Source organism: Stenotrophomonas sp. TWI1409, assembly GCF_039673015.1.
Taxonomy (GTDB): Bacteria; Pseudomonadota; Gammaproteobacteria; order Xanthomonadales; family Xanthomonadaceae; genus Stenotrophomonas; species Stenotrophomonas maltophilia_A.
Genome location: NZ_JBDJKU010000005.1, coordinates 75,858 through 89,834, shown reverse-complemented (window position 1 = coordinate 89,834; position 13,977 = coordinate 75,858). Strand labels below are relative to the sequence as shown.

At 67.6% G+C, this 13,977-nt stretch carries 12 protein-coding genes; 3 read left to right on the top strand and 9 right to left on the bottom strand.

The features are described from left to right. Positions 1-30 precede the first annotated feature (30 nt). The 5 genes from ABE423_RS03260 to aspS all read right to left on the bottom strand — a co-directional run bounded on the left by ABE423_RS03260 (position 31) and on the right by aspS (position 4,288). Positions 31-762, bottom strand: a complete 732-nt coding sequence (locus ABE423_RS03260) for a YebC/PmpR family DNA-binding transcriptional regulator (RefSeq protein ID WP_032128531.1) — start codon at positions 760-762, stop codon at positions 31-33. Between the two features lie 179 nt (positions 763-941). Then, positions 942-1,574, bottom strand: a complete 633-nt coding sequence (locus ABE423_RS03255; protein ID WP_032128532.1) for an alpha/beta fold hydrolase — start codon at positions 1,572-1,574, stop codon at positions 942-944. A 75-nt stretch (positions 1,575-1,649) separates the two neighbouring features. Continuing rightward, positions 1,650-2,171: a GNAT family N-acetyltransferase gene (locus tag ABE423_RS03250; RefSeq protein WP_032128533.1), complete on the bottom strand. Its 522-nt coding sequence runs from the start codon at positions 2,169-2,171 to the stop codon at positions 1,650-1,652. A 31-nt stretch (positions 2,172-2,202) separates the two neighbouring features. Then, positions 2,203-2,520, bottom strand: coding sequence for a hypothetical protein (locus tag ABE423_RS03245; protein ID WP_032128534.1), 318 nt, complete (start codon positions 2,518-2,520; stop codon positions 2,203-2,205). Positions 2,521-2,536: 16 nt separating this feature from the next. Next, complete coding sequence (aspS, locus tag ABE423_RS03240; protein ID WP_253145646.1) at positions 2,537-4,288, bottom strand: aspartate--tRNA ligase; 1,752 nt, start codon at positions 4,286-4,288, stop codon at positions 2,537-2,539. 157 nt (positions 4,289-4,445) lie between these two features. On the opposite strand from aspS, the gene ABE423_RS03235 reads away from it, so the two are divergent. Next, positions 4,446-5,189 (top strand): DUF3011 domain-containing protein, encoded by a 744-nt coding sequence (locus ABE423_RS03235; RefSeq protein WP_032128536.1) that lies wholly within the window; start codon positions 4,446-4,448, stop codon positions 5,187-5,189. A 133-nt stretch (positions 5,190-5,322) separates the two neighbouring features. On the opposite strand, the gene ABE423_RS03230 is transcribed toward ABE423_RS03235, so the two are convergent. From ABE423_RS03230 to blaL2, 3 genes are all read right to left on the bottom strand, one after another. After that, complete coding sequence (locus tag ABE423_RS03230; protein ID WP_346484970.1) at positions 5,323-5,964, bottom strand: hypothetical protein; 642 nt, start codon at positions 5,962-5,964, stop codon at positions 5,323-5,325. Positions 5,965-6,019: 55 nt separating this feature from the next. Further along, positions 6,020-7,234, bottom strand: coding sequence for a cation:proton antiporter (locus tag ABE423_RS03225; RefSeq protein WP_032128538.1), 1,215 nt, complete (start codon positions 7,232-7,234; stop codon positions 6,020-6,022). Positions 7,235-7,319: 85 nt separating this feature from the next. After that, a complete protein-coding gene (blaL2, locus tag ABE423_RS03220; RefSeq protein WP_049400784.1) occupies positions 7,320-8,231 on the bottom strand; it encodes a L2 family extended-spectrum class A beta-lactamase in 912 nt (303 codons plus the stop codon). A 176-nt stretch (positions 8,232-8,407) separates the two neighbouring features. Between blaL2 and ampR the strand changes: the two genes are divergently transcribed. Continuing rightward, positions 8,408-9,271 (top strand): LysR family transcriptional regulator AmpR, encoded by an 864-nt coding sequence (ampR, locus tag ABE423_RS03215; RefSeq protein ID WP_180837831.1) that lies wholly within the window; start codon positions 8,408-8,410, stop codon positions 9,269-9,271. 73 nt (positions 9,272-9,344) lie between these two features. Here the strand turns inward: ampR and ABE423_RS03210 are convergent, their stop codons facing one another. After that, positions 9,345-11,210, bottom strand: a complete 1,866-nt coding sequence (locus tag ABE423_RS03210; protein WP_346484967.1) for an ABC-F family ATP-binding cassette domain-containing protein — start codon at positions 11,208-11,210, stop codon at positions 9,345-9,347. 336 nt (positions 11,211-11,546) lie between these two features. Here ABE423_RS03210 and ABE423_RS03205 point away from each other — a divergent pair, with 336 nt between their 5' ends. Next, positions 11,547-13,934 carry a TonB-dependent receptor gene (locus ABE423_RS03205; protein WP_293798383.1) on the top strand — a complete coding sequence of 796 codons (2,388 nt, stop codon included), beginning with the start codon at positions 11,547-11,549 and terminating at the stop codon, positions 13,932-13,934. Positions 13,935-13,977 lie beyond the last annotated feature (43 nt).

The window sequence follows — 13,977 nt, the reverse complement described above, 5'->3', positions numbered from 1 at the left end:
ACGGCCCGCGCCCAGGCCGTCAAGGACGGCTCAGGCGTAGGCGTCGGCGCCGAGTTCGGCGTTGGAGTACACGTCCTGCACGTCGTCCAGGTCTTCAAGCATGTCCAGCAGCTTCTTGACCTGCAGGGCAACCTCGCCCTCGACCTTGATGTCGTTGTCCGCGCGGAAGGTGATTTCGGCGTGGTCGGCGACATGGCCAGCGGCGGCCATCGCATCCTTGACCGCGTTGAACGCGTCAGGGCTGGTGACCACGTCGATCGAGCCGTCGTCCGGGTAGACCACGATGTCATCGGCGCCGGCCTCGATGGCCGCTTCGGTGATGGCTTCCTCGTCGGCACCCGGGGCGAAGCTGAGCACGCCCAGGCGCTTGAACATGAAGGCGACCGAGCCTTCGGTGCCCATGTTGCCGCCGCACTTGCTGAACGCATGGCGGACATCGGCCACCGTGCGCACGCGGTTGTCGGTCAGGCAGTCGACGATCACGGCCACGCCACCCGGGGCGTAGCCCTCGTAGCGGATTTCCTCGTAATCGACGCCTTCCAGTTCACCGGTAGCCTTCTTGATGGCGCGCTCGATCACGTCCTTGGACATGTTCACGGCCAGGCCCTTGTCCACGGCCACGCGCAGGCGCGGATTGTTGTTGGGGTCGCCTCCACCGCCGCGCGCGGCAACGCCGATCTCGCGGATGATCTTGGTGAAAATCTTGCCGCGCTTCGCGTCGGACGCGTTCTTGCGGGCTTCGATGGAGGGGCCTCTACCCATGGGTGCTACCGTCTGGCTGCTTCAGGATCAAGGCGCGGATTCTACCTGATCGGGGGCGGCAACCGTGTCTAGGGCCGAAGGGATATCGGGAAGGCGCCATCCACGCATGGCGTGGATCTACTGCCGCCGGGCATGGCCCGGCGCTACCGAGAGTGCACCGCCCTGCCCGGCGAACCGCCTTACGCAGCGGCGGCGTCGCGGCTGTGATCGAACTGGCCGTGGCGCAGGAAATGCGCGGTCTGCCGCGCGGCATCGGGCGATACCACCAGGCCACTGTGGCTGGTGCGCACCACGCAATGGTCGGCCAGGCCCGGCAGTCGTGTCTCGGCCAGGGCCACGGTACCGTCGGAGGCATCGTCGATGGCGCCCAGCAGGCTGCCCAGCCCGTGCGGCACCGAACCGGCGATCAGGCCAACCTCGGCCCTGCCCTGCCAGTCCGGCAGGCCATCGAGCAGCAGATCGCTGCTGCGCCCCAACGCCAGGCCCCAGCCGTGCTCGGACAGCGAACGCGCAGTGCCACTGCCGCGCAGCGGCGAGCCCAGGCAGACCACGCGCTGCACGTCAAGCTGCGGCTGGCGGCGCAAGGCCTCCAGCGCCAGCAATCCCCCCAGGCTGTGGCCGACCAGCGACAACGGGCCGGCATCGGCCAGCCGCTCCAGCAGCTGCGGCACGGCCACGTCGGGGCCACCGAACACCGAGGAGTAACCGAACGCGTGCACCTGGAAACCACGCGCGCGCAGGCGCCAGGCCAGCGGCCCGACCCAGGCACGGGCATTCCAGATGCCATGCAGCAGCAATACGGGGGGAGTCATGCAAACAGCCTGGCGGTCAGCGGGGCGGAAACGTACGGTGATTGAACACGCGCGCGCAGCAAGCGGCGGTGAACGTCAGGTCGCGCGCGGTGCGCGGCGCAGGATGAACTCGAGGTCCTGGGTATCACCGACCGGGAACAGGTACTCGCCGGCCTTCTCGAATCCATAGCGGGCGTAGAAACGCTGTGCGCCGAAGTTCTCCGACCACACGCCCAGCCACAGCGTGCGCGGGCCTTCGTGTTCCAGCCAGGCCAGCGCGGTTTCCAGCAGGCGGCTGCCCCAGCCGCAGCTCTGCTGCGTCTTGATCAGGTACAGGCGCTTGAGTTCGCCGTCACCGGGCTTCACGTCCGGGTGCGGCAAGCCACAGGGGCCGGCGGCGGCATGGCCGACCGCCTCTCCGTCCAGCTCCAGCAGCCACACCGCGTAATCGGGGTGGGCCAGGATCACGCGCTGGCGCTCGACCGTGTAGGCCTCCTCGAGGAAGGCCTGCAGGTCCTGCGGCGGATACAGATGGCCGAAGGTTTCGGTGAACGTGCGGGCAGCCAGCGCCGACAGGGTCGGCGCGTCGTCCACGGTGGCGCGGCGGATCGAATACATGCAGGAAGTTGACGTCAGGGCGAAGCGCGGGTCAAGCCTTTTCAGGCGATTCCGCTTCTTCTTCCTCGTCCTCTTCCTCGTACTCCTCTTCGTCCTCGTCCTCTTCTTCGCCTTCCTCGTCCTCGTCGTACTCTTCCTCTTCGTCGTCCTCGTAATCCTCGACGCCGAAGTCTTCACCGTCCCAACGGCCTTCGCCGTCGGCGACGAAGGTCAGGGCCATCGCCGCCGGGTTGGTTCCGACGCGAACCAGCCAACCACCGAACACGCGCGCACGCTCGGTGACCAGGGTGGCCTCGGAGCCTTCATTGCCCAGCTTTTCCCACTCCAGCGAAAACGCAAACTCGGTCATTGCCTGGATCTCCTGATCAGTTGGTCTTGGGGCGAACCTGGATGTGCACTTCGGCCAGCTGCGCGTCGACGATCGGCGACGGCGCGTCGGTCATCAGATCCTGTGCACCGGTGGTCTTCGGGAAGGGGATGACGTCGCGGATCGACTCGGTGCCGGCCATCAGCGCGGCGATGCGGTCGATGCCGAAGGCGATGCCACCGTGCGGCGGCGCGCCGTAGTTCAGCGCGTCGAGCAGGAAGCCGAACTTGGCGCGGGCCTCTTCGGCACCGATGCCGAGCAGTTCGAACACCGCGCTCTGCATGTCCGGACGATGGATACGGATCGAACCACCGCCGATTTCATTGCCATTGAGCACCATGTCGTAGCCGCGCGAAACGGCGGTACGGGCATTGGCACGCAGGTCGGCGATGTCGTCCACGGCCGGTGCGGTGAAGGGGTGATGCAGGGCGACGTAGCGCTGTTCTTCCTCGTCCCACTCGAACATCGGGAAGTCGGTGACCCACAGCGGTGCCCAGCCGTCGGCGACCAGGCCGAAGTCCTTGCCGGCCTTCAGGCGCAGCGCGCCCATGAAGTCGGAGACCTTGTTGTAGCCACCGGCGCCGAAGAACACGATGTCACCGTTACCGGCGCCGACATGGGCGACCAGCGCGGCGAAGGATTCCTCGCTGAAGAACTTCTGGATCGGCGAGCTGACTTCGCCGTTGTCGGCGATCTTGATGTAGGCCAGGCCCTTGGCGCCGTACTTGGCGGCATGCGCTGCGTATTCGTCGATCTGCTTGCGGCTGAGCGCTGCACCGCCCGGGATGCGCAGCGCGGCGACGCGGCCTTCGGCGTCATTGGCCGGGCCGGTGAACACGGCGAACTCGCTGTCCTTGACCAGCTCGGCCACGTCGACCAGCTCCAGCGCGATGCGCAGGTCCGGCTTGTCCGAGCCGTAACGACGCATTGCCTCGGCCCAGGTCATGCGCGGGAAGCTGGCATCCAGCTGGACGTCGACCACTTCCTTGAAGATGGCGCGGATCATGTCCTCGACGAAATCCTGCACGTCGCGCTCGCGGACGAAGGCGAATTCCATGTCCAGCTGGGTGAATTCCAGCTGGCGGTCGGCACGCAGGGCCTCGTCGCGGAAGCAGCGCGCGATCTGGTAGTAGCGGTCGAAGCCGGCCACCATCAGGATCTGCTTGAACAGCTGCGGGCTCTGCGGCAGGGCGTAGAACTCGCCCGGATGCATGCGCGCCGGCACCAGGAAGTCGCGCGCGCCTTCCGGGGTGGCCTTGGTCAGGATCGGGGTCTCGATGTCCTGGAAGCCCTTTTCGTCCAGATGGCGGCGCAGGGCCTGCACCAGCTTGATGCGGGTGCGCTGCATGCGCTGCATTTCCGGGCGGCGCAGATCCAGGTAGCGGTACTTCAGGCGGGTTTCCTCGCCCGGATTCTCGTGGGCGTGGAACGGCAGCGGCGCGGCCTTGTTCAGCACGGTGATGGCGGTGGCGATCACTTCCACCTTGCCGGTGTGCATCTTGTCGTTCACCGCGTGGCGGGCACGCACCACGCCTTCCACCTGCAGCACATCCTCGTAGCCCAGCGACGCGGCCACGGCGAACACGTCGGCGTTGTCGACTTCCACGGTCACCTGCACGATGCCTTCATGATCTCGAAGATCGATGAAGCAGACGCCGCCCTGGTTACGGGCCACGTCGGTCCAGCCGGCGAGGGTGACAGTCTGGCCAATCAGGGTCTCATCGACCAGGCCGCAGAAGTGGGTACGCATGGGGGAAGCTCCGCTGGAGAACGCCGGCACCGGATGGGGGCCGGAAAGCCTCGTATTCTGCGGCCGAGGCCCCGGCCGGGGCAAATCCGGCCAGTCACACCGGCTTGATCGCCCCCCTCCCTATAGTCGGGCACCTGCCACCGTATGGGATGCCGCCATGAAACCGCTGTCCCTGGCCAGCCTGGCCGTAACCCTCAGCCTGGGTGCCGCGGGCACCCTTGCCCTGCCCGCCCCTTCCGCGCATGCGCAGAGCGGCGTGGTCCGCTGCGAAAGCCAGAACAACCGCGAACGGGTCTGCAACACCGGCTGGCGCAATGCGCAGCTGGTGCGCCAGCTGTCCGGCTCGGACTGCGATGAAGGACGCACCTGGGGCAGCCGTAACGGCAGCATCTGGGTCACCAACGGTTGCCGCGCCGAATTCGTCGAGGCCCGCGGTGGCTGGGGCGGCGGCAATGGCGGTGGCTGGGGCGGCAACAACGGCCGGCCCGGCGAGACCATCCGCTGCGAGAGCCAGAACAACCGTGAGCGCAGCTGCCCGGTCGGTTGGCGCAATGCCCGCCTGGTCCGCCAGCTGTCCGGCAGCCCCTGCAACGAAGGGCGTACCTGGGGCGTGCGCAACGGCGCGGTCTGGGTCAGTGGCGGCTGCCGTGCCGAATTCGCCGAAGCCCGCGGCTGGGGCGGTGGTGGCGGTGGCTGGGGCGGCGGCAACAGCAATTACTCAGTTACCTGCAGCAGCAACAACAATCGCTCGCAGACCTGCGACTGGGATGAGCGTCAGGGCCGCCCGGTGCTGCAGCAGCAGCTGTCCGGCAGTGCCTGCCAGGAAGGCCGCAGCTGGGGCTACTCACGTGGCCAGGTGTGGGTGAGCAATGGCTGCCGCGCGCGTTTCGGTACGCGGTAAGTACACGGCCGGATCCCTGGCCGACGGCCAGGGCTCTGGCCCCGGTCCGGTATCCCGCATCCACACATGGCGTGGATCTACTGAGGGCCTTTCTGGGGTCGAGGCCCTCCGCAGGAGGGATCCGACCCTGGGATCACGGGGCGGACGCTTTATCGTCGCCCCACGGTGCAGGCGGCAGGGCAACCGGCTTGCTCAGGTCGAACTGCACGCGGAAGCGGCGGCCCTCCGGGCGGGTCAGCTCGTAGACAAAGGTCTGGTCGGGATCAATCTCCATCGCCCAGGTGTTGTGCGTGGAGGCCAGCATGTCGGCGCGGCGGAACATCGCCACCGAATCGGCGTCGGCGGGGAACTGCTGGCGCTCGGCGGTGCCCGGCGGCGTGCTGTCGCCACCGTAGAGGGTGATCGCGTCGGGGCTGCCGTCTTCGTGGCGATGGTCGTGCTTCAGGCGCAGGCCGGTTTCCGTACGGGTCAGCACCCAGGTCCGCGAGTGGTCATCGCCGACATGGAACGGGATGCGCAGCTCGTGCGCCGGATCGGCACAGCCGCGCACATGCATGACCAGGCGCTGCCCGGCGAACGGATCCCTGCCGGTTGGTGCCGGCGTGTCCTCCACCACCTTGCCGGCGTAAGCCTGGCCGCAATGCGCGGCGATGGCGGCCATGAAGGCATCGGCCGGTGCGGTCGCCAGATCATGGGCGACCGTATCGGAGCGCTGCGAACACGCAGCAAGGCTGAGCAGGAGGGCGGAAGCGGTGACAACGGCAGGCAGTTTCATGCCCCAACCCTAACGGCCATGGCCGAAGTGCGCAAACCGCACGCGCAGCATCCGCTCAGCGATCGACTGCAGATGCCGCTGGCAGCGTTTCGGTGGCCGCCACCGGCGCGGCTTCGCCTTCACCCGCAGGTTCCTGTTCAACCGGATCGACATCGAACGGCGTGCGGAACACCAGCGACGGCAACAGCGTGGTCAGTGCGGCATACAGCAGCAGCGCGCCGAACAGCACCGCCGGAATCTGGAAACGCTCGCGCATGATCGCCGCCAGCACCAGGGTGAAAATCAGCGTCGGGGCCAACGCCAGCGAGACCCGCAGGCTGCTGCGGAAGCTCTCGCCGAACATCACCCGACGCTGCAGCCAGACCACGCCGATGCGCAGCGGCAGCACCACCAGGGTGATCACGATGCCCAGCCCCAGCGCCTCAAAGCTCAGTGCTTCGCTGGGCACCTTGGTGCCGGCATTGAAGAAATAGAACGGCACGAAGAACGAGGCGAACAGGCGCAGCGCATGCAGGTTCTCGTGCGAGGCCAGCAGCGGCATGCGCTGGTGCAGCAGGCGCGCGACCAGGCCGGCGATGAAGGCACCGACCAGGTAATACACACCCAGCAGATAGGTGATGTACGCCGCGACCATGCCGACCATGACCAGCAGCGAGAACTCCGAACCCGGCGCGTGCGGCGCCACCCAGCGGCCCAGCGCGATGAACAGCAGCGGCAGGCCGACCATCATCGCCAGCAGGGCCAGGCTGGACAGCGCCATGTGCCCCGGATCACCGGCCTGCAGCACGATGAACAACGCCGCCAGCGCCAGCAGTTCACCGGCAATGGCCTTGCTGGTCACCCAGAACCGCTCGTCCTCGCTCAGGCCCAGCCGCGACAGCGAATCCATGATGAAACCGGTGGAGGGCGTCAGCAGCGCCAGCGCCAGCAGGCCCGCGGCCTGCCACGGCAGCCCCGCGTAGCGCCAGGCCAGCCAGCCCACACCGAACAGCGTGCCGGTACGGATCACCAGATGCGCCAGCAGCGGCCACATGCCACGGCGCAGCGCCTGCAGATCCACTTCCAGGCCGGCGAACAGGAACAGCGAGGAAATGCCCAGCGTGGCCAACAGACCGATCACCGCGTCGTGCGCCTGGTCGCCCAGCCAGAGCATGCCGATGATGCCGAACAGCAGGCAGGTCAGCGGCGCGGGCAGGCTGAAACGCTGCAGCGCGCGTGGGATCACCAGCAGCGCAAAGATCAGCAGCAGGTAGATCAGTTCATGGCTCATGGGGGACTTCCGTGTGATTCGAACGCGCGCAGGATGCGCGCGCCGAACCGATCCGGCAAGCCACTTCTGAATGACCCCGGTTACCTCAACCGATCAGGCGATCGGCGATGCGGCCTACCTGCGCCAGCACCGTGGCACGCTGTTCGTTGCTGATCGCACCCGCCTGCAGGTAGGCGGTCAGCACCCAGGGCGTGCCGCCGGCCAGCGGCCACAACACGGCGATGTCGTTGCGCGCGTCCTCGCCGTTGCTGCCGGTCTTGTCACCGACGCGCCAGCGCTTGCCCAGGCCCGCGCGCAGGCAGGCGTCGCCGGTTTCGTTGTCGATCAGCCAATCGGCCAGCTGCTGCCGCGACGCCGGCTGCAGCACCTCGCCCAGCACCACGCGCTGCAGGGTCGCAGCCATCGCCGCCGGCGTGGTGGTGTCGCGCGGATCGCCCTTGGCAAAGCTGTTCAGCTCCGGCTCCAGGCGATCACTGCGGCTCACCGCATCACCGCTCGCGCGCAGGAACGCAGTCACCGCGGGCGGGCCACCGACCACGCCGAACAGCAGGTTGGCGGCAGTGTTGTCGCTGGTGATGATCGTGGCACGGCACAGATCGCGCACGGTCATGTCCTTGCCGGCGTGGCGGCGGGTGACCGGCGCGTGCGAGAGCAGATCGGCATCGCGCACCGGCACGCGCGTGTCCAGCAACGCGGGCCTGCGCTCGGCCTGGCTGAGCACGGTGGCGGCCAGCACGCTCTTGAACGTGCTGCACATCGGGAAACGCTCGTCCTGGCGATGACCGATGCGTCGGCCGCTGGCGGTATCAAGCAGGGTCACGCCGAGGCGGCCGGCACAGGCCTTTTCCAGTGCGGCGAAGTCGGTGGCGGCGGTGAGGGCGGCATCGGTCGGTGCACTGGCGGCGGTCTTGCCCGCCGCACGGGCCAGCAACGGCAGGGCAAGCGAGGAAGCAACGGCAGCACCACTGAACTGCAGGAATCGGCGACGGGCGAGCATGCGGGTTCTCCTGGGGGACCGCCCGATTATTGAAGCCTCGCACGCAGGCGACCAGCGCGAAAAATCAGCGGAAGGCATTAGCTGGATTAATGCCTGTCGCAATCAACCCTTTAATTCTCCTGAACTGGGCGCGAGGCAGGTAGGATCAGCCATCATCCTGGCTCACGACTACTCCGATGCTGCACCCTACCCTGCCGCTGAACGCCCTGCGTGCCTTCGAGGCGGCCGCACGCCACCAGAACTTCACCCGTGCCGCGCTGGAGCTGTGCGTCAGCCAGGCCGCGCTGAGCCACCAGATCCGCGGGCTGGAGGACCGGCTCGGCATCCGTCTGTTCCATCGCCTGCCGCGCGGCGTGGCGCTCACCGAGGAGGGCGCGGCGCTGTATCCGGTGCTCAACGAATCGTTCGAGCGCATCTCGGCCAGCATCGCGCGCTACACCGGTGGCCCGGCCCGTGAAGTACTGACGCTGGGCGTGGTCGGCACCTTCGCCACCGGTTGGCTGCTGCCACGGCTGGCTGCGTTCGAGGCCGCGCACCCGGACATCGAGCTGCGACTGCAGACCCACAACAACCGCATCGATCTGGCCGGCGAGGGCCTGGACCTGGCGATCCGCTTCGGTGATGGCGACTGGCAGGGCCAGGCCTGCACAGCGATCCTCGACGCGCCGTTTGCACCGCTGTGCGCACCAGCATTGGCGCGGCGGCTCAAACAGCCACGCGACCTGGGCACCCTGCCCCTGCTGCGCTCCTACCGCAGCGACGAATGGCCGCGCTGGCTGCAGGCGGCAGGAGTGAGTGGCGTGGAAGCCCGCGGGCCGGTGTTTGATTCGTCGTTGACGGTGGCGATGGCCGCGGTGGGTGGTGCCGGCGTGGCGCTGCTGCCGCTGCGCATGTTCGAGCAGGAACTGGCCGAGGGTCGCCTGCTGCAGCCATTCAGCACCACGCTGGAGCTGGGGCGCTACTGGCTCACGCGACTGCGCTCGCGTGCCGAGCGTGAGCCGGCGAAGCGGTTCCGCGAATGGCTGCAGGCACAGAGATGAAAAAGGGGACGGAGGGGATTAAGTCGTTTGTGGCACAAACGACTTAATCCCCTCCGTCCCCTTTTTTGCGTGATCAGGACTCCAGCAGCTCCATCCACGTCGCTTCGGCTTTTTCCAGCTGCGCGGCGGCGGTTTCGCGATCGCGGCCAAGCACGGCCATGCGGGTGGCATCGGCGTAGTTGGCCGGGTCGGCCAGCTGGCGGTCCAGCTCGGCCAGGGCGCTTTCCAGCTCGGCCACCTTGGCTTCGGCGGCGGCCAGCTTGTGCGGGTTCACCGGCTTCTTCTGCACCACCTGAGCCACCGGCGCGGTCTTGACCACCACCGGCTCTTCCACCTGTTCCATGCGCGCCTTGGTGCCCTGCGCCTGCGGACGGGTGCGCAGCCAGGCCGCGTAGGCGTCGAGGTCGCCGTCGAACGGCTCGACCACGCCATCGGCCACGCGCCAGTAGGTATCGCAGACCAGGCCGATCAGATGGCGGTCATGCGAGACCATCACGATCGCGCCTTCGAAGGTGGCCAGTGCTTCGGCCAGCGCTTCGCGCATTTCCAGGTCAAGGTGGTTGGTCGGTTCGTCCAGCAGCAGCACATTCGGCTGCTGCCAGGCGATCAGCGCCAGCGCCAGGCGCGCGCGCTCGCCGCCGGAGAAACCATCGACCGGCTCGAACGCGCGGTCGCCCGGGAAGTTCCACTTGCCAAGGAAATCGCGGAACGACTGGTTCGGTGCGTCCGGCGCGATCTCGCGGAAATGCTCCATCGGCGACTGGCCTTCGTGCAGCGACTCCACCGTGTGCTGGGCGAAGTAGCCGATCTTCAGGTCCGGGTGCGCCATGCGCTCGCCGACGATCGGCGCAAGCTCGCCCACCAGGGTCTTCACCAGGGTGGTCTTACCGGCACCGTTGGGGCCGAGCAGGCCGATGCGCTGGCCCGCTTCCAGGCCGAAGCCGACGTTGTGCAGGATCACCGCGTCCTTGCCGTAGCCGGCCTCGACGTGGTTCAGGCGGATCAGCGAGAACGGCAGCTTGGCCGGCGGCGCGAACTCGATGCGGAACTCGCGCTCGGCACGCACCGCTTCGGTGCCGGCCAGCTTGGCCAGGCGCTTCATGCGGCTCTGCGCCTGCGCGGCCTTGCTGGCCTGCGCCTTGAAGCGGTCGATGAAGCTCTGCAGGTGGGCACGCTCGGCCTGTTCCTTCTCGTGCGCGATCTGCTGCTGGCGCAGCTGTTCGGCGCGCTGGCGCTCGAAGTCGGTGTAGCCGCCCGGATAGAGCTTGGCGCCGCCACCGTGCAGGTGCAGGGTGTGGGTGGCCACGTTGTCGAGGAACTCGCGGTCATGCGAGATCAGCAGCAGGGTGCCCGGATATTTCAGCAGCCACTGCTCCAGCCAGTACACCGCATCCAGATCCAGGTGGTTGGTCGGTTCGTCCAGCAGCAGCAGGTCGCTGGGCATCATCAGCGCGCGGGCCAGGTTCAGGCGCACGCGCCAGCCGCCGGAGAACGAGGACACCGCGCGGTGGTGGGTCTCTGCCGGGAAACCGAGGCCGTGCAGCAGCTTGCCGGCGCGCGCTTCGGCGTCGTAGGCATTGAGCTCGGCCATCTTCGTGTGCGCCTCGGCCACCGCTTCCCAGTCTTCACGGGCGGTCGCCTCGGCCTCGGCGGCCAGCACTGCGGCCACCTCGATGTCACCGCCCAGCACGAAGCTCAGCGCCGGGTCGGGCAGCGACGGGGTTTCCTGGGCGACGCTGGCGATGCGCACCTTGCCGGGCAGATCGACATCGCCCTTGTCCGCCTCCAGCTCGCCCTTCACCGCCGCGAACAGGCTGGACTTGCCAGCACCGTTGCGGCCAACCACACCCACCCGGTAACCGGCGTGCAGGGTCAGGTCGACATTGGACAACAGCAGCCGCTCGCCGCGGCGCAAGGCGAAATTACGAAGGGAAATCATCGGGGGAGGCGTCCATATAACCAGATGGAATGTGCTGGTGAGCACTGTTCCTGCGACGCAATTCTAGCGTTAACGAATACTTGACGCGTCCCGGGATGCGCGGCGGCCGGCGTTCCTCTCTCCCACGTCCTTGCCGCGCGCGTCCCGGGCTCCCTCCCCCGCCAGTGCCGATCCGGGCTAAATGGTTGCTGCTGCAACGTTTTTTCCGATGACCGGCATTTGACACGCACTGAATATCCCGTTAATTCCTGCTTTGCGCACCGCAACAACCGCCGTCCGCCTCACCCCCGTGATGTCGATTCCGGTGCCGCCCCCGCCAACCGGAGCTCCGTCCCGATGACCCGCAAGACCAGCCTGATCGCCGCCGCCGTCGCTGTCGCACTCGGTGGCTCTCCGTTCGTTGCCGCTGCCCAGCAGGCCGGCACCGCCGCCAACACCCTGGACACGGTGATCGTCACCGGCACCCGCGTGGCCGACCGCACGGTGGCCGAATCGCAGTCGCCGATCGACATCATCACCCCCGAAGCCCTGCAGTCCACCGGCACCAGCGAGCTGGCCACCGCCCTGTCGCGCGCCCTGCCCTCGCTGAACTTCCCGCGCCCGGCCCTGACCGACGGCACCAGCGGCGTGCGCCCGGCGCAGCTGCGTGGCCTGTCGCCGGACCAGGTGCTGGTGCTGGTCAACGGCAAGCGCCGCCACACCTCGGCGATGATCAACGTCAACGGCAGCATCGGCCGGGGCTCGTCGGCAGTGGACATCAATGCGATCCCGATCGCCGCCATCGAGCGCGTGGAAGTGCTGCGCGACGGTGCGTCGGCACAGTACGGCTCGGACGCCATCGCCGGCGTCATCAACATCGTGCTCAAGGGCAGCGGCAGTGGCGGCAGCCTGGCGGTGGACTACGGCCAGTACTCGGCCGGTGACGGCAACAAGTACCAGCTCTCCGGCGATACCGGCGTCGAGTTCGGCAACGGCCGTGGCCGCGTGCACGTGGCCGGCCAGATCAGCCAGCAGGACGAAAGCAACCGCGCCGGCCCGTACCGCGGCACCACCCCGAACACCGGCAACTTCCCGAGCATCGGCCAGAAGACCTTCATCGTCGGCGACCCGCGCGTGGATGCGACTGCGGCTTCGGTCAACGCCAGTTTCGATTTCAGCGACCGCGTGACCGGCTACGCCAGCGCGCTGCTCAGCAACCGCGACATCACCTCGTTCGCGTTCTACCGCTCGCGCAACCACAGTGGGCAGAGCGCGCTGCTGGCGCAGACCTACCCGGACGGCTTCGTGCCGGAGATCAACCAGTACTCCAAGGACCGCTCGCTGGTGGCCGGGGTCAAGGGCAACACCGACAACGGCTGGACCTGGGACCTGAGCCTGAACCACGGCGAGAACACCCTCGACTTCCACACCCGCAACAGCATCAACTACAGTCTCGGCGCAACCAGCCCGCGCTCGTTCTACGACGGCACGCTGAAGTACCAGCAGGACATCTTCAACGCCGACCTGACCAAGTCGCTGGACTGGGGCCTGGCCTACCCGGTCACACTGTCCTTCGGCGGTGAGTACCGCAAGGAAAAGTGGGACCAGAAGCCGGGCGAGCTGAACTCGTACACCGGCAGTGGCGCGCAGGGCTTCGGTGGCTTCACCCCCACCAATGAAGTGCATGCCGACCGCCACAACTACGCGGTCTATGCCGGCCTGGAAGCGGACCTGACCGAGAAGTTCTCGGCCGGCATCACCGGCCGCTACGAGGATTACTCGGACTTCGGCGACCGCTTCTCCGGCAAGCTGTCGGCGCGCTACGCGTTCACCGACAAGGTTGCGCTGCGGGCCACCGCGTCCAGCGGATTCCGTGCACCTTCGCTGGCGCAGCAGGGCTACCAGGCGGTCACCAGCCAGTTCCTCAACGGCGTGTTCGTCGAGCGCGGCACCTTCCCCACCACCAGCCCGGCTGCGCAGGCGCTGGGCGCCTCGCCGCTGAAGGCCGAGACCTCCACCTCCTACAGCCTGGGCCTGGTGCTGCAGCCGGTCGACCGCCTGTACATCACCGTCGACGCCTACCAGATCGACATCGATGACCGCATCGCATTGTCGTCCAGCATCACCACCAACACCGCCACCAGCGCGCTGCTGGGCACGCTGGGCCTGCCGCAGGTGACCGCGTTCTCGTACTTCACCAACGGCCTGGATACGCGCACCCGCGGTGTCGATTTCGTGTCCAGCTACACGGTGCCCTTCAGCGCCAGCAGCCTGGAACTGACCGCCGCGTACAGCTACAACGACACCGAAGTGCGCCGCGTCGGCGGCACCCCGGCGGTGTTCGGCACGCTGGGCCTGACCCAGTCGCTGATCGGCCGCGATGAGATCGGCCGCATCGAGGACAGCTATCCGCGCGACAAGGCGATCCTGAGCGGCACCTGGCGTTCGGACCACTGGGAACTGGGCCTGGCCGCGACCCGCTACGGCAAATTCACCGTGCGCAACTCGGCCACCGCACTGCGCGACCAGACCTACGGCGACGCCTGGGTGGTGGATGCCTCGGCCAGCTACAAGCCGAGCAGCAACTGGACCCTGACCGTGGGCGCCGACAACCTGCTGGACAAGTACCCGGACCGCACCGAAGACCTGCAGAACTCCACCTTCGGCATGCTGCCGTACAGCAACTACTCGCCGTTCGGCTTCAACGGCGCCTACGTGTACGGCCGGGTCAAGTACACCTGGTAAGCGGTAGTGCCGGCCGCTGGCCGGCAACTCCCCGGTGGGGTCA

What these genes read in the sequence shown, in the direction of transcription:
- ABE423_RS03250 (WP_032128533.1), bottom strand. Translation starts at nt 2,171, where the DNA reads ATGTATTCGATCCGCCGCGCCACCGTGGACGACGCGCCGACCCTGTCG.
- ABE423_RS03245 (WP_032128534.1), bottom strand. Translation starts at nt 2,520, where the DNA reads ATGACCGAGTTTGCGTTTTCGCTGGAGTGGGAAAAGCTGGGCAATGAA.
- ABE423_RS03225 (WP_032128538.1), bottom strand. Translation starts at nt 7,234, where the DNA reads ATGAGCCATGAACTGATCTACCTGCTGCTGATCTTTGCGCTGCTGGTG.
- ampR (WP_180837831.1), top strand. Translation starts at nt 8,408, where the DNA reads ATGCTGCACCCTACCCTGCCGCTGAACGCCCTGCGTGCCTTCGAGGCG.
- ABE423_RS03210 (WP_346484967.1), bottom strand. Translation starts at nt 11,210, where the DNA reads ATGATTTCCCTTCGTAATTTCGCCTTGCGCCGCGGCGAGCGGCTGCTG.
- aspS (WP_253145646.1), bottom strand. Translation starts at nt 4,288, where the DNA reads ATGCGTACCCACTTCTGCGGCCTGGTCGATGAGACCCTGATTGGCCAG.
- ABE423_RS03255 (WP_032128532.1), bottom strand. Translation starts at nt 1,574, where the DNA reads ATGACTCCCCCCGTATTGCTGCTGCATGGCATCTGGAATGCCCGTGCC.
- ABE423_RS03235 (WP_032128536.1), top strand. Translation starts at nt 4,446, where the DNA reads ATGAAACCGCTGTCCCTGGCCAGCCTGGCCGTAACCCTCAGCCTGGGT.
- ABE423_RS03230 (WP_346484970.1), bottom strand. Translation starts at nt 5,964, where the DNA reads ATGAAACTGCCTGCCGTTGTCACCGCTTCCGCCCTCCTGCTCAGCCTT.
- ABE423_RS03205 (WP_293798383.1), top strand. Translation starts at nt 11,547, where the DNA reads ATGACCCGCAAGACCAGCCTGATCGCCGCCGCCGTCGCTGTCGCACTC.
- ABE423_RS03260 (WP_032128531.1), bottom strand. Translation starts at nt 762, where the DNA reads ATGGGTAGAGGCCCCTCCATCGAAGCCCGCAAGAACGCGTCCGACGCG.
- blaL2 (WP_049400784.1), bottom strand. Translation starts at nt 8,231, where the DNA reads ATGCTCGCCCGTCGCCGATTCCTGCAGTTCAGTGGTGCTGCCGTTGCT.